Annotated in this window: 18 protein-coding genes; 6 read left to right on the top strand and 12 right to left on the bottom strand. The window is 73.4% G+C overall.

From position 1 onward, the window contains the following. Positions 1 to 497 precede the first annotated feature (497 nt). The 3 genes from argG to KZQ38_RS08030 all read left to right on the top strand — a co-directional run bounded on the left by argG (position 498) and on the right by KZQ38_RS08030 (position 3,643). Positions 498 to 1,943, top strand: a complete 1,446-nt coding sequence (gene argG / locus KZQ38_RS08040) for an argininosuccinate synthase (protein ID WP_219440003.1) — start codon at positions 498 to 500, stop codon at positions 1,941 to 1,943. Positions 1,944 to 2,079: 136 nt separating this feature from the next. Continuing rightward, positions 2,080 to 2,646, top strand: coding sequence for an RNA polymerase sigma factor (locus KZQ38_RS08035; RefSeq protein WP_219440002.1), 567 nt, complete (start codon positions 2,080 to 2,082; stop codon positions 2,644 to 2,646). Next, a complete protein-coding gene (locus tag KZQ38_RS08030) occupies positions 2,639 to 3,643 on the top strand; it encodes a CU044_5270 family protein (protein WP_219440001.1) in 1,005 nt (334 codons plus the stop codon). Before KZQ38_RS08035 ends, KZQ38_RS08030 begins: the two co-directional genes overlap by 8 nt. Before the next feature lie 83 nt (positions 3,644 to 3,726). On the opposite strand, the gene KZQ38_RS08025 is transcribed toward KZQ38_RS08030, so the two are convergent. The 6 genes from KZQ38_RS08025 to KZQ38_RS08000 form a co-directional block, all read right to left on the bottom strand. Next, positions 3,727 to 4,575 (bottom strand): alpha/beta hydrolase, encoded by an 849-nt coding sequence (locus KZQ38_RS08025; protein ID WP_219440000.1) that lies wholly within the window; start codon positions 4,573 to 4,575, stop codon positions 3,727 to 3,729. Positions 4,576 to 4,615: 40 nt separating this feature from the next. Next, positions 4,616 to 6,229, bottom strand: coding sequence for a serine/threonine-protein kinase (locus KZQ38_RS08020; RefSeq protein WP_219439999.1), 1,614 nt, complete (start codon positions 6,227 to 6,229; stop codon positions 4,616 to 4,618). Between the two features lie 77 nt (positions 6,230 to 6,306). Next, positions 6,307 to 7,557, bottom strand: coding sequence for a mannosyltransferase family protein (locus KZQ38_RS08015; protein WP_219439998.1), 1,251 nt, complete (start codon positions 7,555 to 7,557; stop codon positions 6,307 to 6,309). Then, positions 7,557 to 7,967 carry a GtrA family protein gene (locus KZQ38_RS08010; RefSeq protein WP_219439997.1) on the bottom strand — a complete coding sequence of 137 codons (411 nt, stop codon included), beginning with the start codon at positions 7,965 to 7,967 and terminating at the stop codon, positions 7,557 to 7,559. The genes KZQ38_RS08015 and KZQ38_RS08010 overlap by 1 nt, the downstream gene beginning before the upstream one ends. Further along, entirely contained in the window at positions 7,964 to 8,971 is a 1,008-nt protein-coding gene (locus KZQ38_RS08005; RefSeq protein WP_219439996.1) for a glycosyltransferase family 2 protein, read from the bottom strand. Before KZQ38_RS08005 ends, KZQ38_RS08010 begins: the two co-directional genes overlap by 4 nt. A gap of 191 nt (positions 8,972 to 9,162) precedes the next feature. Next, entirely contained in the window at positions 9,163 to 10,053 is an 891-nt protein-coding gene (locus KZQ38_RS08000; RefSeq protein WP_219439995.1) for a hypothetical protein, read from the bottom strand. 269 nt (positions 10,054 to 10,322) lie between these two features. On the opposite strand from KZQ38_RS08000, the gene KZQ38_RS07995 reads away from it, so the two are divergent. After that, a complete protein-coding gene (locus tag KZQ38_RS07995) occupies positions 10,323 to 10,874 on the top strand; it encodes a snapalysin family zinc-dependent metalloprotease (RefSeq protein ID WP_257900964.1) in 552 nt (183 codons plus the stop codon). A gap of 54 nt (positions 10,875 to 10,928) precedes the next feature. Here KZQ38_RS07995 and KZQ38_RS07990 read toward each other — a convergent pair whose 3' ends face one another. From KZQ38_RS07990 to KZQ38_RS07975, 4 genes are all read right to left on the bottom strand, one after another. Next, positions 10,929 to 12,026: an ABC transporter permease gene (locus KZQ38_RS07990; RefSeq protein WP_219439993.1), complete on the bottom strand. Its 1,098-nt coding sequence runs from the start codon at positions 12,024 to 12,026 to the stop codon at positions 10,929 to 10,931. Continuing rightward, on the bottom strand, positions 12,027 to 12,908 hold the full coding sequence (locus KZQ38_RS07985) for an ABC transporter ATP-binding protein (RefSeq protein ID WP_219439992.1): 882 nt from the start codon (positions 12,906 to 12,908) through the stop codon (positions 12,027 to 12,029). A gap of 86 nt (positions 12,909 to 12,994) precedes the next feature. Further along, positions 12,995 to 13,660: a response regulator gene (locus KZQ38_RS07980; RefSeq protein WP_219439991.1), complete on the bottom strand. Its 666-nt coding sequence runs from the start codon at positions 13,658 to 13,660 to the stop codon at positions 12,995 to 12,997. After that, on the bottom strand, positions 13,657 to 14,916 hold the full coding sequence (locus KZQ38_RS07975; protein WP_219439990.1) for a sensor histidine kinase: 1,260 nt from the start codon (positions 14,914 to 14,916) through the stop codon (positions 13,657 to 13,659). Before KZQ38_RS07975 ends, KZQ38_RS07980 begins: the two co-directional genes overlap by 4 nt. A gap of 80 nt (positions 14,917 to 14,996) precedes the next feature. Here KZQ38_RS07975 and KZQ38_RS07970 point away from each other — a divergent pair, with 80 nt between their 5' ends. Next, positions 14,997 to 15,503: a winged helix-turn-helix domain-containing protein gene (locus KZQ38_RS07970; protein WP_219439989.1), complete on the top strand. Its 507-nt coding sequence runs from the start codon at positions 14,997 to 14,999 to the stop codon at positions 15,501 to 15,503. Next, positions 15,500 to 16,015: a peptide deformylase gene (gene def, locus KZQ38_RS07965; RefSeq protein ID WP_219439988.1), complete on the top strand. Its 516-nt coding sequence runs from the start codon at positions 15,500 to 15,502 to the stop codon at positions 16,013 to 16,015. Before KZQ38_RS07970 ends, def begins: the two co-directional genes overlap by 4 nt. 275 nt (positions 16,016 to 16,290) lie before the next feature. Here def and KZQ38_RS07960 read toward each other — a convergent pair whose 3' ends face one another. Both KZQ38_RS07960 and KZQ38_RS07955 read right to left on the bottom strand, forming a co-directional pair. Beyond that, positions 16,291 to 16,860 carry a snapalysin family zinc-dependent metalloprotease gene (locus KZQ38_RS07960; RefSeq protein WP_219439987.1) on the bottom strand — a complete coding sequence of 190 codons (570 nt, stop codon included), beginning with the start codon at positions 16,858 to 16,860 and terminating at the stop codon, positions 16,291 to 16,293. 165 nt (positions 16,861 to 17,025) lie between these two features. Next, positions 17,026 to 17,763, bottom strand: coding sequence for an SDR family oxidoreductase (locus KZQ38_RS07955; protein WP_219439986.1), 738 nt, complete (start codon positions 17,761 to 17,763; stop codon positions 17,026 to 17,028). Between the last annotated feature and the right edge of the window lie 27 nt (positions 17,764 to 17,790).

Below are 17,790 nucleotides of genomic sequence, written 5' to 3'. Positions count from 1 at the left end.
GCGCCGCGCCCGCCCTGCGCCTGCCCCGCCTCGCGCCTGCCCCGCCCCGCGCCGCGCCTCGCGCCGCGCCCGCCCTGCCTCGCGCCTGCCCCGCCCCGCGCCGCGCCTCGCGCCGCGCCCGCCCTGCCTCGCGCCGCGCCTGCCGCGCGCCTGCCCCGCCTCGCGCCTGCCCCGCGCCGCGCCTGCCTCGCGCTGGCCCCGCCCCACGCCCGTTCCGCGCTGAGCCCCCTGCCCCGCCCCGCGCCCGCCCGCGTCCGCCCTGCCCCGCGCCTGCCCCGCCCCGCGCCCGCCGCGCGTCCGCCCCGCGCCCGCCCCGCACCGAGCCGGATCGCGACGCGGCGGCGCGGCCCCCGCGCACCCCGAGCCCCGCCCAGAGGCCGCCACCGTCAGCGGCCGGTCCGCCCGCCGCCACCCCGCTCCCCGACGTGGAAGGCCGACTCGGACACTTCGAGGACCCGGTTATGCATCATCATGCAGCGTCGTGCATAATTCCGAACGTGTCCAAGGTGCTCACTTCCCTCCCCGCCGGCGAACGCGTCGGCATTGCCTTCTCCGGCGGTCTCGACACCTCGGTGGCGGTCGCGTGGATGCGTGAGAAGGGCGCGGTGCCGTGCACGTACACCGCGGACATCGGGCAGTACGACGAGCCCGACATCGCGTCGGTCCCGGGCCGCGCCGAGAAGTACGGCGCGGAGATCGCCCGGCTGGTCGACTGCCGCGCCGCGCTGGTCGAGGAGGGCTTCGCGGCGCTCGCCTGCGGCGCCTTCCACATCCGCTCGGGCGGCCGGGCCTACTACAACACCACCCCGCTCGGCCGGGCCGTGACGGGCACCATGCTGGTGCGCGCCATGCTGGACGACGACGTGCAGATCTGGGGCGACGGCTCCACCTACAAGGGCAACGACATCGAGCGGTTCTACCGGTACGGGCTGCTCGCCAACCCCTCGCTGCGGATCTACAAGCCGTGGCTCGACGCCGACTTCGTGCGTGAGCTGGGCGGGCGCACCGAGATGTCCGAGTGGCTGCTGGCCCGCGACCTGCCCTACCGCGCCAGCACCGAGAAGGCGTACTCCACCGACGCCAACATCTGGGGCGCGACGCACGAGGCCAAGGCGCTGGAACACCTCAACGCCGGCATCGAACTCGTCGAACCCATCATGGGCGTGCGGTTCTGGGACCCCGAGGTGGAGATCCCCACCGAGGACGTGACGATCGGCTTCGAGCAGGGCCGCCCGGTGACGGTCAACGGCGCCGAGTTCACCACCGCCGTGGACCTCGTGCTGGCGGTCAACGCCATCGGCGGCCGGCACGGGCTGGGCATGTCCGACCAGATCGAGAACCGCGTCATCGAGGCCAAGAGCCGCGGCATCTACGAGGCGCCCGGCATGGCCCTGCTGCACATCGCCTACGAGCGCCTGGTCAACGCCATCCACAACGAGGACACCCTCGCCGCCTACCACAACGAGGGCCGCAAGCTCGGCCGGCTGCTGTACGAGGGCCGCTGGCTCGACCCGCAGTCGCTGATGCTGCGCGAGTCGCTGCAACGGTGGGTCGGCACGGCCGTCACCGGCGAGGTGACGCTGCGCCTGCGCCGCGGCGAGGACTACTCGGTCCTGGACACCACCGGCCCCGCGTTCAGCTACCACCCGGACAAGCTGTCCATGGAGCGCACCGAGGACTCGGCGTTCGGCCCGGTCGACCGCATCGGCCAGCTCACCATGCGCAACCTGGACATCGCCGACTCCCGCGCGAAGCTGGAGCAGTACGCCGGGCTGGGCATGGTCGGCAGCCGCCAGTCGAGCCTGATCAGCGCGGCCCGCGTGGCCCCGACCAAGCTGATCGGCGCGATGCCGGAGGGCGGCGCGGAGGCGATCGCGTCACGCGGCAAGGTCGCCGACGACGAACTGCTCGACCACGCCGCACTCGAAGCGGGCAACGACTGACATCCCCCCTCACGCACCGGGCCGGCCGCGCACGCGACCGGCCCGGTCGTCGTCACGGGGTGTGCCGGTGACCACAGGCCGGGAACGCGAACCGCGTCCGGGGGCAGGTACCGGTGTGCGAAGCGACGTAGCGCCGATGGCGCCCACACGACCACCCGCCCGGGTGGTGCTGGACGAGCAGTCGCTGTTGACCCTCTACGAGTCGACAGCGGCGCGACTGCACCGGTACGTGGCGCGCCGGGTGGGCGCCGACACCGCGCAGGACGTGGTGTCCGAGGCGTTCCTGGCGCTCTGGGAGCAGCGCGCCGGCCAGGTGTTCGAAGCGGACACCCTGCGGGCCTGGCTGTACGGCGTGGCGACCAACCTGCTGCGCCGCCACGTGCGGTCGGAGGAGCGGAAGCTGCGTGCGTGGAGCCGTGAGCACGCGAGCCGCACGGACGTGGCCGACGTCGGCGACCGGGCCACCGGCGCGGCGGACGCCGACGCCCTCGCCGGCCCGCTCACCCGCTGGCTGACCGACCTGCGCGGCGAGGAGCGGGACGTGCTGCTGCTGACCGCCTGGGCGCAGCTCTCGCCCGGCGAGATCGCGGTGGCGCTGGACGTGCCGGTCGCCACCGTCCGCACGCGGCTGCACCGCGCACGGGCCCGCCTGCGCACCCGGCTCGCCGACCACCTCACCGACACGGGGGACGACCATGCGTGACCTGGACCTGCTGCTGGACCGGACCCTGGACCGCGTCGCCGCGGACGAGGCGGAACCCACCGCCGCGCGGCTCGCGGAGGGCCGGGCGGAACTGGCCGCCGCGTTGGCGGGCGGGCCGGCGACCCGCAAGCGCCGCCGGTGGGTGGCCGTCGCCGCCGCGGCGGTCGCGGTCGCCGTCGGCGGTGTGCTGGTGCAGGGCGTCGAGCAGGCGGACACGGCCGCCGCCGCGTCCCTGATCCGCGCGGCCGACCTCGCGACGTCGGTCACCGACCAACCCATGCGGCCCGACCAGTACCGCTACGTCCGCAGCCGGTACGAGGGCATCACGCTGGTCGACGTGGCCGGCACCGCCGCGTACGAGCAGGCGTTGCGCAACGAGAAGTGGATCCCGGCCGCCCTCGACGGTGAGTGGCTGGAGCGGCAGGTGGTGGAGGGGCCCGCGACGTGGCTGCCGGGTCACGAGGGCACGGGCACGCCGGGCGGCCCGTCGAACCGCGAGGGCGAGTTCCGCGCGCCGTGCGGCAACTTCGCCTACTTCGCCGCGGACCAGCCGGACCGGTGCGCGCACGGCGACTGGGGCAACCCGACACCCGCTTTCCTGGCGTCGCTGCCCGAGGACCCGCGGGCCCTCTACGACCTGCTGGCGAGCGACCGCGGCGACGGGCCCGGCGGTGTGCTGATGACCGCCCGGGACGCCCTGATGTCCGGTCGGCTGCCCGCCGCGGTGCGCGCACGCCTGTACCGGGCGCTCGCGTTGATCCCGGACCTGCGGGTCACCGAGGAGCGGGCGAACCTGGACGGCCGCGCCGGCACCGCGCTCGGCGTGCGTTGGCGGGAGGACTTCGTGGAGGTCATCGTCGACCCGTCGAACGGTGACTTCATCGGCGGGCGCGAAGTGGTGGCCGAGGACGGTGGCCGGTTGCCCCGGGGCACGGTGCGTCAGTCCAGCTCCGCCACGACGGCCGTCGTGGACCGCCTGGGCGACGCGCCGGCGTGACCACCGGTCGGCCGGATCGGGACCGGCCGACCGCACCGGGGGTGCGGTCCACGTGCTCGGGGCGCGTGGACCGCACCCGACCATCAGCCGGCGAGACCGGCGAGCAGTTCCGCCGCGGCCCGCGGCCGGACCAGGAAGCCGACGTGGCTGCTCTCCAGCGACCGCACGTCGAACGGGTTGTCCGGGGTCAGCGCGTCCGCCTCGCGGATGAAGCGGTCCTGGAGCGCGAGCGGCAGCGATTCGTCGCGGGTGAGCCGGACGTAGGTGCGCCGGATGCGGCCCCACGTGTCGACACGCGCGCGGTCGGCGTCGCCGCCCGCGTCCAGGATCTCGTCCGGCTGCATGGTGCTCAGCACGCCCAGGAACTCCTCGTCCGTGCCGTCCGCGAGCAACGCGGTCTTCAACGCCGCCAACAGTTCCGGGTCGGCCGTGCGCCAGTTGATCCGCAGCGCCCCGATCTCCGCCGGGTCGGCGACCAGCGCGTTGCCGAGGTGGGTGAGCAGCACGCTGGTCGAGTTCTCCGGCGACCGCATGTACTCGTCGACGGACACGTCCACCGGGCACCACGCCGCGACGTACACCACCCGGTCCAGCAGGTCCGGCTCGGCGTTGCCGGCGGCGGTGACCGCGAGCCCGCCGCGGCTGTGGCCGACCAGCACCACCGGCCCGTGCTCGCGTGCCCGGCGGACGACGTCGAGCACGTGGGAGACGGCCTCGGCCAGGGTGCCGCCGGCGAGCGCGGACGGCGTGGTGGCCAGCGCGGTGGCGTCCTGGGGCGACTGGTAGGCGGTGGTGTACCCGCCGGCGAAGCCGTGCCCCGGCAGGTCGACGGCCAGCGAGCGTTGTCCCAGCAGGGCGAGTTCCCGTTGCAAAGGGGCCCAGCTGAACGAGTTGCTGCTCGAACCGGGCACGAACACGAAGGTCGGCTTCATGATCCCATCATCCCCCGCGCGGTGCGTCCTCCGTGGACGGTCAGCGGTTTCCGGGGTGGTTGACCGGTCCGGCGACGTCGACGGCCTGCTCGGCGGCGGCGTCGAGCCGCGGTTCGGCGCCGCGGTCGGTGGTGAGGTCGATGCGGAGCGCGGTGGCGTGGACCAGGTACCGGTGCGTGCGGCGGGTGAAGCTGCTCTTCACCGCGTCGGTGGTGTTGGCGCCCCGTGCGCACACCGACCCGCCGGGACCGTCGGGCGGGCAGATGATGCCCCACGTGTCGGCTTCGTAGGAGCTGTAAGCGGTTCTCGCGGTGGTGTCGTCCTTCATCGGCACCACCCACACCATCACCAGGACCTGCCCCGACCGGTCCACGAACGTCCCGGTGACGGCTTGCGCGCAGCCCGACCGCGTCAGCAGGGCACGCACCTTCGGGCCCAGGTAGTCGGTGACGCACGCCCGCGTGCCGCCCGCTTTCCGCTCGTACACCACGCCTTCGGCGTCGGTGAACGTCTCGGGCAGCAACGCGTCCGCCGTCACCGGGGTGTCGTCGGTGGACGCGTCGTCCAGGTCGGACGGTCCGAAGCCGTCGGTGGTGACCGTGGTCGGGGTGGCCGGCGGGGTGGTCGTGCGGGTCGCCGGTTCGTCGGTCGTCGGCACCGCTGTCGTGGTCGTCGTGGCGCCGGTCGCGTCGAGTCGCGACGCGGTGGAGGACAACTGGTCCCGGAACGTGAACAACAGCAGCACGATCAGCATGACCGCCGTCCACGCCACGGCCTTCGGCCACGTGCGCTTGGCGGGTGCGGGTCGTCGTCGTGGTGCGGCCGGCGGCCTCCTGATCACGCGGGTGGCCTTCAGCGGTGTGGCGAGCATCGCCCGCGCTTCGGCGATCGTGGGGCGTGCCGCCGGGTCGCGTTCCATCAGGCGGCCGATCAGGGTGGCCAGCCGACCCGCGCGGACCGGCCGCGGCGGCTTGGCCAGCAGGACGGCGGTGATCGTAGCGGTGGGCGTGTCGCGGTGGAACGGGGAGATCCCCTCCACGGCGTGGAACAGGGTGACGCCGAGCGAGTACAGGTCGCTCTCCGGTAAGCCGTCCTCGCCGTTGAGCCGTTCCGGCGCCATGTACTCGACGGAGCCGATCAACGCGCCGGCGGCGGTCATGGTGGTGTCGGTGTCCCGCACGGCGATGCCGAAATCGGTGAGCAGGGCGTCGCCGCCGGTGGACAGCAGCACGTTGGCGGGCTTGACGTCGCGGTGCACGATCCCGGCGGCGTGTGCGGCCTCCAGCGCGTCCAGCAGGTCGCCCGCGAGCCGGCGTGCCTCGACCGCGGTCAGCGGTCCCCGCGCGAGCCGCTTGTCCAGCGATTCGCCCGGCACCAGCCGCATCACGATCCACGGCACGTCGTCCTCGACCACCACGTCGTGCACCGCCACGACGTTGCGGTGGTCGCGCAGCACCGCGGCGTGCCGCGCCTCCCGCTTGGCCCGCGCCAGCCGCCGCGCGCGCTCGTCGCCCGTCACGCCGGGGGACAGCCAGACCTCCTTGACCGCCACGTCGACGTCGAGCACCAGGTCACGCGCCCGCCACACCCGGCCCATGCCGCCGGAGTCCAGCGGTGCCACCAGCTCGTACCGGTCGCCGACCACCCGCGCCATCGAACATCCCCCTCGCCGCACCCGCTGCGATCCGGATCATCCCGCACGTGGCGGGTCGACGGGAGCTTTCGACGCGGTCAACCCGCCCAGTTGCCGGAGACGAACAGCAGGAACACCGCGGCCTGCACCATGGTCGTGGCGTACATCCAGCCGTGCAGCACCGGGCGCAGCACGCGGCGGCGCTGGGCGGCCAGCACCATGGCGACGTAGATCACCAGGCACGGCAGCAGGTAGCGGTGCACCGAGACCACGTTGCTGTTCAGCGTGAACATCACGAACGAGGCCAGGCCGAACGCCGCCAGCGGGATGCCGTCCTTGCGCAGCGCCACGAACGCGTACACCGAGGAGGCGACCAGCACGACCAGGCCCACCATCGGCAGCAGGTGGCTGAGGAGCTGCCAGTTGGTCGGCCGCCCGCTCGCGACCGCGCGCCACGACTCGGTCAGCTCGCGCAGCACCGTGCCGGGGATGTTCGGGTCCGCGACGTGGTAGCCCCACGTCGAGACGGTCTCGTAGGCGTGGAACATGGCGAGCGGGTCACCGGTGACGACCTTCAGCACCACCGCGTACGCCACCACGCCCAGCCCCGCGGCCGGGAACCACAGCAGGTGCCAGGACAGCAGGCCGCGCCACCGCCAGTCCCGGGACCGCCAGAACTCCAGGAAGCACAGGCCGACGAACAGCACGGCCGTGATCCGGGTGGCGGTCAGCGGGATCAGGCACAGGCCCATCCACACCCACTGCCTGCGCAGCGCGAACAGGAACGCCCAGAACCCGAGCGCGCAGAACACCGCTTCGCTGTAGAACGCGTGCAGGAAGAACGCGGTCGGCGCGGTGAGGAACGCCGCCACGGTCAGCCACGCGGCACGCTCGCCCGCCGTGAAGTGCCGGGCGATCCGCAGCAGCGCGGTGGCCGCGAGCCACGTCGCCACCAGGTTGACCACCATGCCCGCGGCGAGGAAGCCGAGCGCGCCGAACGTGACCGTCTCCACCAGCCACACGCAGAACGGGAAGAACGGGTAGAACGCGTGCACCCACGGCGTCGCCGGGTTCGCGTAGCCGCCGTTGGCGATCTGGTGGAAGTTCTCGGCGTCCCACCGGTAGGTGTGGGACAGCAGCGTGGCGTCCGGGCCGAGCACCCGCACCGGGTAGCCCTCGCCGATCGGCAGGGAACCCTGGAACAACACGGCGACCGCGGTCAGCACCGCGTGCCAGGCGAGCACCAGCGCGAGGGTCCGCGCCCAGTCCGAGGCAGCCAGGGCGTGCCACCGCGTCGCGGGCCGGCGCGCTTCCGCCGCGGTCGGCGCGGGCGTGATCAAGTCCGTCATCAGGCGGCTTCCTTCGGTCTGAAGACGACCTTGCTGTAGAGGAGGTAGTTCCACGCCAGGCCGAAGACCAGCGCGCAGATCTTGGGGCCGGTGGTCGCGACCACCGGGTGTGCGCCGGTGAACAGGTCGGCCGTCAGGGCGATCACGACCGGGTGCACGAGCCACAGGCCGAACGCGGTGACCGCGAAGAACAACACCGCCTGCGCGCGCACGTCACCGGCGCGGGCGCGGAACGTGAAGCCGCGGTTCAGCGTGAAGCTGCACGCCATGCCCGCCGTCGTGGACACCAGGTTGGCCGGGAAGAGCGGCACGCCCGCCAGCGACAGCACCGCGTACAGGGCGAGGTCGACCAGCGTGTTGGCCACGCCCACCAGTCCGAAGCGGAGCTTGGTCGCGAGTCCCGGCGTCACGGCACGAGGCTTTCCGCGCTCACGGCGGGCGCGGGTGGTTTCGCCGCGGTCCACACGGAAGCGACGCTGTAGAGCGGTCTGCCCTGCACCTGCGCGTAGGTGCGGCCGATGTAGCTGCCGAGCACGCCGAGCATGGTGATCTGGATGCCGCCCAGGAAGAACATGCCGATGGTGATGAACGCCCAGCCCGGCACGGCCGTCTCCGGCGCGAACAGCTTCACCCCGGCCACGTACAGGATGCCGAGGAAGCTCAGGAACGAGATGAAGTAGCCCATGCGGCTGATCAGCCGCAGCGGCGCGACGGAGAAGCCGAGGATGCCGTCCGCGGCGAACCGCACCATCTTGCTCAGCGGGTAGCCGGTGACGCCCGAGTGCCGCTCGTCGCGGTCGAACAGGACGCCGGTCTGCCGGAACCCGATGTAGCTGACCAGGCCGCGCAGGAAGCGGTCGCGCTCGCGGAACTTGCGCAGCTCGTCCACGACCTTGCGGTCGATCAGCCGGAAGTCGCCGGTGTTGCGCGGGATGTCGATGGACGCCACCTTGCGCAGCAGCCAGTAGAACGCGCTCGCGGTGAACTTCTTGAACGCGGTGTCCTGCCGGGAGCGCCGCTGGGCGTACACCACCTCGTAGCCCTGCTCCCACTTGGCCACCAGCTCCAGGCTGACCCGCGGCGGGTCCTGGAGGTCGCTGTCCATGATGACCACGGCGTCGGCGTCGGCCAGGTCGAGACCGGCCGTGACCGCCATCTGGTGGCCGAAGTTGCGGGCCAGCTCGACCACGGTGACCCGGTCGTCCACGTCGGCCAGCGCCCGGAGGCGGGTCAGCGAGTCGTCCTTGCTGCCGTCGTCCACGTAGATGAAGTTCACGTGGTACCGGTCGGACAGCGGCTCGACGACCGCCGACACGGTCTTGTGCAGCAGGTCGATGTTCCCGGCCTCGTTGTAGATCGGGAAGACGTACGTGATGGTGCGTCTCTCGCCGGTCGAGGTCGCCTCGGCGGTCACAAGCCAACCGTCCTTCGTGTTCGTGACGTGGGGGGCGCTCGGCCACCAGGCCAGCGGAATCCGCCCGAACTATACGCAACAGCGGCGTGGCGGAAGGCCCGGGTCGGCGGCGGGCCACCCGCGTCCCGTCGATCGGGTGACCCGCCGCACACGCCACGCGACGCGGGTGGTGACGTGCCCGGGAAGCCCGGCTACGACCACTCCCAGCGGACGCCGTACATGCCGGCCGTGATGTCCTCCGCGGCGACCAGCGCGCTGTGCTGGTCCAGCAGGTCGATCTCCCGGTCGGCCCGCGGGTGCGCCCAGGTCGGGGTCTCGAACCGGTGGCAGCGCACCGGCAGCATGGACCGCGCGAAATCCACTTGCAGCACGTAGAGCGGAACCGGTGTGGTGAACGCCCGGAAGTATTCGGCGTCGAACACCGGCTGGCCCATGACCGATTTGTACTCGATGGTGAAGACCTCGCCCGCGCGGTAGGCGCGGTCCAGCAGCAGTTCCGCGCCGACCACCCGCCGGGCGTGGTCCCGGCGCACCCGGCCCAGCCGGCAGCGGTGCAGCGGTACGGTGCGCACCAGGTCCAGGTCGGCGGCGGAATCGGCGAAGTTCACCGCGAAGCAGCGGCGGACGCCGTCGCGCCGGGCCTGGACGACCGACCGGGTGGTGACCTCGCGCAGGGAGCGGTCCGGGTTGACCCGCACGTGCTCCTCCACGTACAGCAGGCGGACGCCGTCGAACCGGTCCGGGCTGATCTCGTCCACGATCGCGGTCACCGCGGCGGACTGCGGCAGCACGTCGACGCGGGGCCGCCCGGGTGACCGCCTGCCGCGTGGCCGGCGCGGGCCGAGCAGCGCGACCAGCTCACCGGGCGCGAGGCCGAGCAGGTCCTCCAGCTCCGCCACCGCGCGCAGCGAGCCCGGCCGCTCGGGCCGGTTGAGGCCGGACTGCCAGCTGCTCAACGCCGCCACCGACACCCGCGCGCCCCGACGCGCCAGCCTGGCCTGCACGCCGTGGAGGGTGAGCCCGCTGGCGCGGATGGCGGACCTGAGCGCGCCGCTGAACGCCGTACCGGTGTCCGGTCCCACGCCGCACCTCCGTCGCACCGATCCGCCCCGGAATTCCAGGGTTTTTCCGGGCAGCCGACCCGGAGCAGGGTAGCGGACCTGGGCCGACGGGACCCGCGCCGAACGGCCGCTCCGACGAGTCCGCGTGGTGGGAGCACGGCTCCTTGCGCCACCGGACCGGCTCGCTACGGTGAAGTCGTCCCTGCGTTTCCCGGTGGTTCCCGGCCGATTTCCCCGGCTGGTGCGGGAGAACCACCGGTGTCGATTCCCTGCAATGAATGGAGCCTGCATTGCTTCGCAGAGTTCTCGGTGCGGCGGTGGGCGTCGCCCTGGCGGCGCTGGTGGTCGTCGCGCCGTCCGCGTCGGCGGCGGCGCCACGCGCGATCACCGTCAGCGGCGGCGGCGAGTACGCCTCGTACTTGCCGGAGGCGATCCAGATCTGGAACAGCCACGTGCCCAACATCCGCATGTCGCAGACCCAGGGCAGCGGCAACATCAAGATCTACGTGGTCAGCGGTGGCGGGTCGCGGGCCTCCATCGGCCACGGCTCCGGCGTCATCTACCTGGACCGCAACCAGATCAACCAGGGTTACTCGCCGCTGCGGGTGGTCGTGCACGAGATGGGCCACTCGCTGGGCCTGCGCGACAACTACAACGGCGACTGCTCGATCCTGATGTCGGGCGGCAGCGCGGGCACGGCGTGCCGCAACCCGAACCCGAGCGCGGCCGAGGCGAACTGGGTCAACCAGAGCTTCGCGCGCGGCTTCGACGCGCGGGCGGCCGACGGGCCGGTGGAGTGGGCCGTCGACTCGTGGCCCGCGCCGGTGCTCGCCGCGGCCTGATCACGGCACGCGTGCGCGGGTGGGCTGGTGTCGCCCACCCGCGCACGCGTCGCGTCACGCCTGGTCGCGGCCGGCCCACGCCTTCGCCAGGGCCATCTTGCCGCCGGTGTGCATCACGGAACCGGCGTAGAGCCGGCTCGCCAGCAGCACGACGACCACCGCCGTCGCCGCCAGCACGCCCAGCGACACGACCGCCTCCCACGCCTGCGCCTGGCCCGCGAACATCCGCACGGGCATGGCGATCGCCGCCGAGAACGGCACGTGGGACAGCACGGTCATCAGGCCCGCGTTGTCGGACTGGAACATCACCGCGAAGTACGGCCCGAACACCAGCAGCATCACCAGGCCCATGCTGGAGCCCAGGTCCTCCTGCCTGCTGACCAGCGAGCCCGCGACCGCCCACATCCCGGCCAGCAGCACGAAGCCCAGCACCATGAACGGCACGAACCAGCCGAGCGCCGGCGCGACCAGGTGCAGCAGCTCGGCGTGCCCGCCCAGGCTCAACGCCACCGGTCCGACGACCGCGACCACCACCACCTGCCCGAGGGTGAGCAGGGTGTGGCCCGCGATCTTGCCCGCGAGCAGCGCGCGCACCGGGATGGTGGACACCAGGATCTCCACGATCCGGGTCTGCTTCTCGGTGACCGTGCTCTGCGCGATCGCCGACCCGCTCATCCCGAACAGCAGGAACACCAGCGCGAACACCATGATCGCGAGCTGGCGCTGCCCCTGGCTGACGGCGGACGGGTCGAGCAGGTCGACCGGGGGAGCGGTGCGCAGCGACGCCAGCACGTCCACCGGCGGGTCGTTCAACGCGACCACCCGCAACCCGGTCGCCGACTGCCCGGCGTCGTCCGGCACGACCGCAGCCACGACCTCCTCGGACCGCACCAGCTCCCGCGCGGCGTCGACGTCGTCCGCGGCACGCACCTCCAGCCCGCTGTCCGCCAGCACCGCCGCGGCCTTCGCGCCGACCGCGGCGACCTTCGTCGGCCCGCCGCCGAGCACGGAGGGCAGCACCGACAACGCGAACAGGCCGACCACCACCACGGCGAGGCCGATCCAGAAACCCTTGGCGCGCAGGAACGTCCGGACCTCGCGCTCGGCCACCAGCCGGGTCGCCGCGACGAAGCCCCGGTTGCCGTCCGCCATCTAGATCGCCTCCAGGAAGATCTCGTCGAGCGTCGGCACGACGGGGGTGAAACCGCGGACCGGTCCGCGGTGGCGTGCCGCGTCGAGCACGGTCTGCTCCGCGCCCTCGGCGACCACCTCGAACACGGCCCGCGGTCCGTCCACATCGGACACGGAAATGCCCGGGACGTCCCGCACCCACCCCGCGTCGGCCGCCACGACCAGCTCGTAGCGCGGCTTGCCGTACCGGGTGCGGAGTTCGTCCCGGGCCCCGGCGGCGGCGATGCGGCCGCCGGAGATGATGACCACGTCGTCGCACAGGCGTTCCACGACGGACAACTGGTGGCTGGAGAACAACACGGGCACGCCGCTCGCCGCGCGGTCGCGCAGCACGCCGAGCACGGTCTCCACGGCGATCGGGTCGAGGCCGGAGAACGGCTCGTCCAGGATCAGCAGTTCCGGGTCGTGCACCAGCGCGGCGGCGACCTGGGCGCGTTGCTGGTTGCCCAGCGACAGCTCCTCCAGGTTGTCCTTGGCGCGGTGCGCGAGTTCGAGCTGGTCCAGCAGCCGGTCGGTGTTGCGGCGCGCGGCGGCGGTGTCCAGGCCGTGCAGCCGGCCCAGCCAGGCGATCTGCTCCGCCACACCCATCTTCGGGTACAGGCCGCGCTCCTCGGGCATGTACCCGAACCGCTGCCGGACGGCGCCGGTGATCGGCTCGCCGCGCCAGGTCACGGTGCCGCTGTGCGCGGCGAGCACGCCGAGCACGATCCGCATCGTGGTGGTCTTCCCGGAACCGTTCGCGCCGAGGAACCCGGTCATCCGCCCGGACCGGACCTCGAACGACACCCCGTCCAGGACCCGGTGGTCGCCGAAGCTGCGACCGATCGACGTCACTGTGAGCATGGCCCGACGCTATGCGGCGGGTGGTGCTCCGCACGTCCGGCGCGCGATCGACACCCGGGGTCCTCCGCGCGGAGGACCCCGCCCGGTCACCGCTGCCCGGGAGCGACGATCCCGTGCTCGTAGGCGAACACCACGGCGTGCGTCCGGTCGCGCAGCCGCAGCTTCGCGAGGATGCGCGACACGTGCGTCTTGACCGTCGTCTCGCCGAGGAACAACGCGCTCGCGATCTCCGCGTTGCTCGCGCCACGCGCGAGGTGCACCAGCACCTCGAACTCGCGGTCGGTCAGCTCGTCGGGCCGCCGCCCCGCCGCCGGGCCGGGCGCGGAGAACCGCGCGATCACCCGCCGGGTCACCTCGGGGGAGAGCAGGGCGTCGCCACGCGCCACGACGCGCACCGACTCGACCAGGTCCTCCGGCGACGAGTTCTTCAGCAGGAAACCGCTCGCGCCCGCGCGCAACGCCTCGAACAGGTAGTCCTCCCGGTCGAACGTGGTCAGGATGACCACCTTGACGGGGTGCTCCGCGCCCGCCGGGCCGAGGATGCGGCGGGTCGCCTCCAACCCGTCCACACCGGGCATCCGCACGTCCATCAACACCACGTCGGGGCACAGCCGGTCGACCACGTCGACCGCCTCCAGGCCGTCCCGCGCCTCGCCGACCACCGCGATGTCGTCCTCCGTGCCGAGGATGACCCGGAAACCCGCCCGCACCAGCTCCTGGTCGTCGGCGAGCACCACCCGCAACGCGCTCATGCCGGGAACCTCGCGCGCACCCGGTAGCCGCCGCCGCGCCGCGGGCCGGCTTCCAGCCTGCCGCCGTGCACGGCGACCCGTTCACGCATCCCGACGAGGCCGAACCCGGCGCGCCCGGGCGCGCCCGACGGTCCGCGGCCGTCGTCGGCGACCTCCACCTCCAGCGCCTCCTCCAGGTACCGGACCCGCACGTCGGCCTTGCGGGCGTGCGCGTGCTTCACCACGTTGGTCAGCGACTCCTGCACGATCCGGTACGCCGACAACGCCACGCCCTCGGGCACCGGGCGCGGGTCGCCGTACACGCCGTGCGCCACCTCCAGCCCGGTGGACCGGGCCAGCGCCGCCAACTCCGGGAGCTGCGCCAGGCCGGGCGACTCGTCGGGGGTGCCGGGGTCCTCGTCCGGCTCGTCGCGCAGCACGCCGAGCAGGCCGCGCAGCTCGCCGATCGCGGTGCGCGCCGTCTCCTCCACGGTGTGCAGGGCGGAGCGGGCGAGTTCGGGGTCGCGGTCCAGCACCCGCCGGGCCGCACCCGCCTGCACGCCCATCACGGACACGTGGTGCGCGACCACGTCGTGCAGGTCGCGGGCGATGCGGACGCGTTCGGCGACGAGCGCGCCACGCGTGTTCTGCTCCTGGGACAGCCGCAGCTGCTCGGCGCGGTGCGCCAGCTCGGCCTGCCGCCGGGCGGACAGCCACGCCATGCCGCCGAAGTAGTACGCGGACAGGAAGAACATCATGTTGAACCCGATGCTGTAGAGCACCGAGGCCAGCACCGGGTCGAGCGGTCCGACCACGCCCTCGAACGGCGACGGCCGCACCAGGAACCGCACCAGCCCGAACCCGAGCCACGCGAACATCGCCACGATGACCGCGATCCGCACGCGGCGCGCGGCGACCCGGTCGGCACCCCACGCGCCCGCCGTGTAGATGGCGATGAACAACGCGATCGACGGCAGCAGGTTGTCGCCGACCTGCCGCCACTGCGCGGCGATGAACGCGATGCCGACCAGCACCGGGACCACCAGCGGGTAACGCCGGCGCACCGCCAGCGGCGCGGCCACGGCGATGCCGAGCAGCAGCTGCTCGGGCAGCGCGGGCACGGCGGTCGCACCCGTGCTGTTGACCAGCACGGTGGCCGTGGCGGACCCGGCCACGACGGCGAGCGCGAGCCACCCGTCACGCCGCCGCTGGGCGGCGGTGGGGCCCGGACGCCGCCACTGGCTCCAGTCGGGGTCGACGTCGGGGCTGGGCGTCATGACCGAGAACGTAGCTTGCGCCCGAGGTCGGGAGCCCGCCGGGTTTGCAGAGTTTTCTTTGCAAAGTGTACTTTGCGGTCATGGGTACCGAGGAGGACCTGGCCCGCGCCCACAGCCACCCGGTGCGGCTCGCGCTGCTCGACCTGCTCGCCGGCGGACCGCTGACCGCCACGCGCGCCGCCGCCGAACTGGGCACCAACAGCGGCGCGACGTCGTTCCACCTGCGTCGGCTCGCCCGGTTCGGGCTGGTGGAGGCGGTCGACGGCGCGGGTCGCGAGAAGCCGTGGCGGCTCGTGGGCGGTGCGGACGTGGCCGACGCCCTGGACGCCCGCGACGACCGGCGGTACGCGCGGTGGCGCGCGGACCGGGACCGCTACCCGGCGCGGTGGCGGCGGCAGGCGGCGACCGCGTACACCGCGCACCTCACGCCCGACGAGGTGGACGCCCTGGCCGCGTCGATCCTGGACCTGGTCGCGCCCTACTTCGACCGCGCCGACGACCCCGCGTCCCGCCCGCCGGACGCCGTGCCGGTCGCGCTGGTCACCCGCTTGTTCCCGCTCGTCACGCCCGAGGAGTTGCCGCGGTGAACCGGCTGCCCATCGTCCTGTTCGGCCAACCCGTCCTGCACACGCCCACCCGGCCGGTGGAGCGGGTGGACGACGGGTTGCGCCGGCTCGTCGAGGCCATGTTCGAGACGATGGACGCCGCGCCCGGCGCGGGCCTGGCCGCCAACCAGGTCGGTGTCGACCTGCGGGTGTTCGTGTACGACTGCGGGCCGGGCGCACGCGGGTGCGTGGTGAACCCGGTGCTGGAACGGCTGCCCGGCGGTCTCCAGGACGGCGAGGAGGGCTGCCTGTCCGCGCCCGGCCTGGCCTACCCGACGCCACGCGCGATGCACGTCCGGTGCACCGGCCTGGACCTGGCGGGGGAGGAGCTGTCGATCACCGCCGAGGGGTACCTAGCGCGGTGCTTCCAGCACGAGGTCGACCACCTCGACGGGAAGGTCTACCTGGAACGCCTGGGCGGCCGGGCCCTGCGCCGCGCCCGTGCGGACGTCGCCGCGTCCCCCTGGCACGGCCGGGAGGCGTGGCACGCCTGATCGCCGCTCATCGGGCGAGCCGGGCAGGCGGGGGACCGGGGGCGCGGAGAGGTTCGGCGCGGAGAGGTTCGGCGCGGGGGAGGACCGGTGCGGCCGGGGCCTGCGGTGTCGGCGGGGTCCGGCGTCGGCCGGGGACCTGTGGCGCGGGGTGGACCGGCGCGGGCGGTGAACCCCGTGTCCGCCGAGCCGGGCGGAGGGCGGGTGTCCGGACCGCCGGGAACCCCGCGGGGCGGCGGGTGGCCGCCCCGCGGGGTCCGTCCCGAGAACGGGGCGGGTCAGTACACGAAGCACTCCGTGCTCGCGTAGCCGGCCGCCCGGACGTCGGCGGTCGCGAGCTGGCCGCGGAACTTGCGGTCCACCTCGGCGCGCTCGGCGCTGTTGGGCAGGTCGTTCTTGCACGTCGCCGGAGCGCTCGAACCCGACATCAGGTCGGTGCACAGGCCGGTCCGCCGGTCGGGCAGGCCGAGGATGTGGCCGATCTCGTGGGTCGTGATGCGGGGCCGGTAGTGGCCCTGCTGGACCGCCTGGCGGCCCATGTACACGGTCCCGTTGCCGAGCGAGGTCGGCATCGCCCGCGGCCAGCCGTTGTCCGCGTAGATCCGGATGTTGGTCGGTGTGCCGGGGCCCTTCTTCGCCAGCTTGACGTTGCTGACCGAGTTGTTCCAGTTCTCCGCGGCCTTGTCCCAGTCGGCCACGAACTCCTGGGCCTGGCTGGTGTCGTAGTACAGGGTCCGCACCAACACCTGGGGCTCCGCCGCGTTCGCGGCGGGCGCGGTGACCGCGACGAGCGGCAACATCGCGCCCAGTGCCAGCACGGCCGCGCGCGCGACCTTTCGCACGAGCATGGTGATCTCCTTGTGGGCAGGGAACTGCTGGGAGCCCTTGCAACAGGGGGTGGCTCCCGGAGCCAAGTAACCATGCGTAGCAGTTGATGAACAGATCCGTACGTAGGGTTTACGGCCACCGCGCGTGGGAATGGCGACGGCGGTGCGCTGAACGGTCCAGGGCGGCTACGGCTGCGCGCCGGTGAGGTGCTGCTCGTAGGTGAGCCGGCCGTCGGTGTGCTCCGGGCACAGGTTGCCGCCCGCCCGCAACGCCTGGAACACCCGGCCCACCGCGGGCACCGGCACCACGACCCGCCGCCGCCCGCGGGCGTGCAGGAACGCGCGCACCAGGTCGTGGGTGTCCCGCACGGCCGGGCCGCCGAAATCCGCGACGCGACCCGCCGGCCCGGCCACGGCGAGCGCCACCAGCCGGTCCGCCACCTCGCCCGGGTCGACCGGTTGGACCCGCAGCCGCGGCAGCGGCACCGCGGGCGGCAGCCGGGACATGCCGTCGAACAGGCGGCTGAGCAGGTGGTGGAACTGGGTGGCGCGCAGCGTCGTGACCGGCAGCCCGGACCGCTCGAACACCTGCTCGGCGGCGAGCTTGCCCTGGTAGTAGCCGAGCGGCACGCGGTCGACGCCCACGATCGACACGTACACCAGGTGCGGCGAGGTGTCGTGCGCGGCGGTCACCAGGTTGCGCGCCATCTCGACCTCCACGCGCCCCCGCAGCCCGGTCGCGCAGTGCACCACGGCGTCCACGTCCGCGACCGCGCGCCGCACGCCCTCACCGGTGCGCAGGTCGGCGGTCGCCTCCGTGCCGGGCCGCCTGCTCATCACCCGCGTGTCGTGCCCGGCGGCACGCAGCCGGGCCGCGACCCGCCCACCGAGCACACCGGTGCCGCCGGTGACCAGTACCCGCATCGCCGCTCCTCCCGACGACCACCAGTA

The organism is Saccharothrix obliqua (assembly GCF_019375475.1).
GTDB classification, from domain to species: Bacteria; Actinomycetota; Actinomycetes; order Mycobacteriales; family Pseudonocardiaceae; genus Actinosynnema; species Actinosynnema obliqua.
The sequence above is the reverse complement of the archived record's forward strand: the minus strand, read 5'-3'. Positions and strand labels throughout refer to the sequence as shown.

What these genes read in the sequence shown, in the direction of transcription:
- KZQ38_RS07985 (WP_219439992.1), bottom strand. Translation starts at nt 12,908, where the DNA reads ATGCTCACAGTGACGTCGATCGGTCGCAGCTTCGGCGACCACCGGGTC.
- KZQ38_RS07960 (WP_219439987.1), bottom strand. Translation starts at nt 16,860, where the DNA reads ATGCTCGTGCGAAAGGTCGCGCGCGCGGCCGTGCTGGCACTGGGCGCG.
- KZQ38_RS08015 (WP_219439998.1), bottom strand. Translation starts at nt 7,557, where the DNA reads ATGACGGACTTGATCACGCCCGCGCCGACCGCGGCGGAAGCGCGCCGG.
- KZQ38_RS07955 (WP_219439986.1), bottom strand. Translation starts at nt 17,763, where the DNA reads ATGCGGGTACTGGTCACCGGCGGCACCGGTGTGCTCGGTGGGCGGGTC.
- KZQ38_RS07980 (WP_219439991.1), bottom strand. Translation starts at nt 13,660, where the DNA reads ATGAGCGCGTTGCGGGTGGTGCTCGCCGACGACCAGGAGCTGGTGCGG.
- KZQ38_RS08035 (WP_219440002.1), top strand. Translation starts at nt 2,080, where the DNA reads ATGGCGCCCACACGACCACCCGCCCGGGTGGTGCTGGACGAGCAGTCG.
- KZQ38_RS07970 (WP_219439989.1), top strand. Translation starts at nt 14,997, where the DNA reads ATGGGTACCGAGGAGGACCTGGCCCGCGCCCACAGCCACCCGGTGCGG.
- KZQ38_RS08025 (WP_219440000.1), bottom strand. Translation starts at nt 4,575, where the DNA reads ATGAAGCCGACCTTCGTGTTCGTGCCCGGTTCGAGCAGCAACTCGTTC.
- KZQ38_RS08020 (WP_219439999.1), bottom strand. Translation starts at nt 6,229, where the DNA reads ATGGCGCGGGTGGTCGGCGACCGGTACGAGCTGGTGGCACCGCTGGAC.
- KZQ38_RS08030 (WP_219440001.1), top strand. Translation starts at nt 2,639, where the DNA reads ATGCGTGACCTGGACCTGCTGCTGGACCGGACCCTGGACCGCGTCGCC.
- KZQ38_RS07975 (WP_219439990.1), bottom strand. Translation starts at nt 14,916, where the DNA reads ATGACGCCCAGCCCCGACGTCGACCCCGACTGGAGCCAGTGGCGGCGT.
- KZQ38_RS07990 (WP_219439993.1), bottom strand. Translation starts at nt 12,026, where the DNA reads ATGGCGGACGGCAACCGGGGCTTCGTCGCGGCGACCCGGCTGGTGGCC.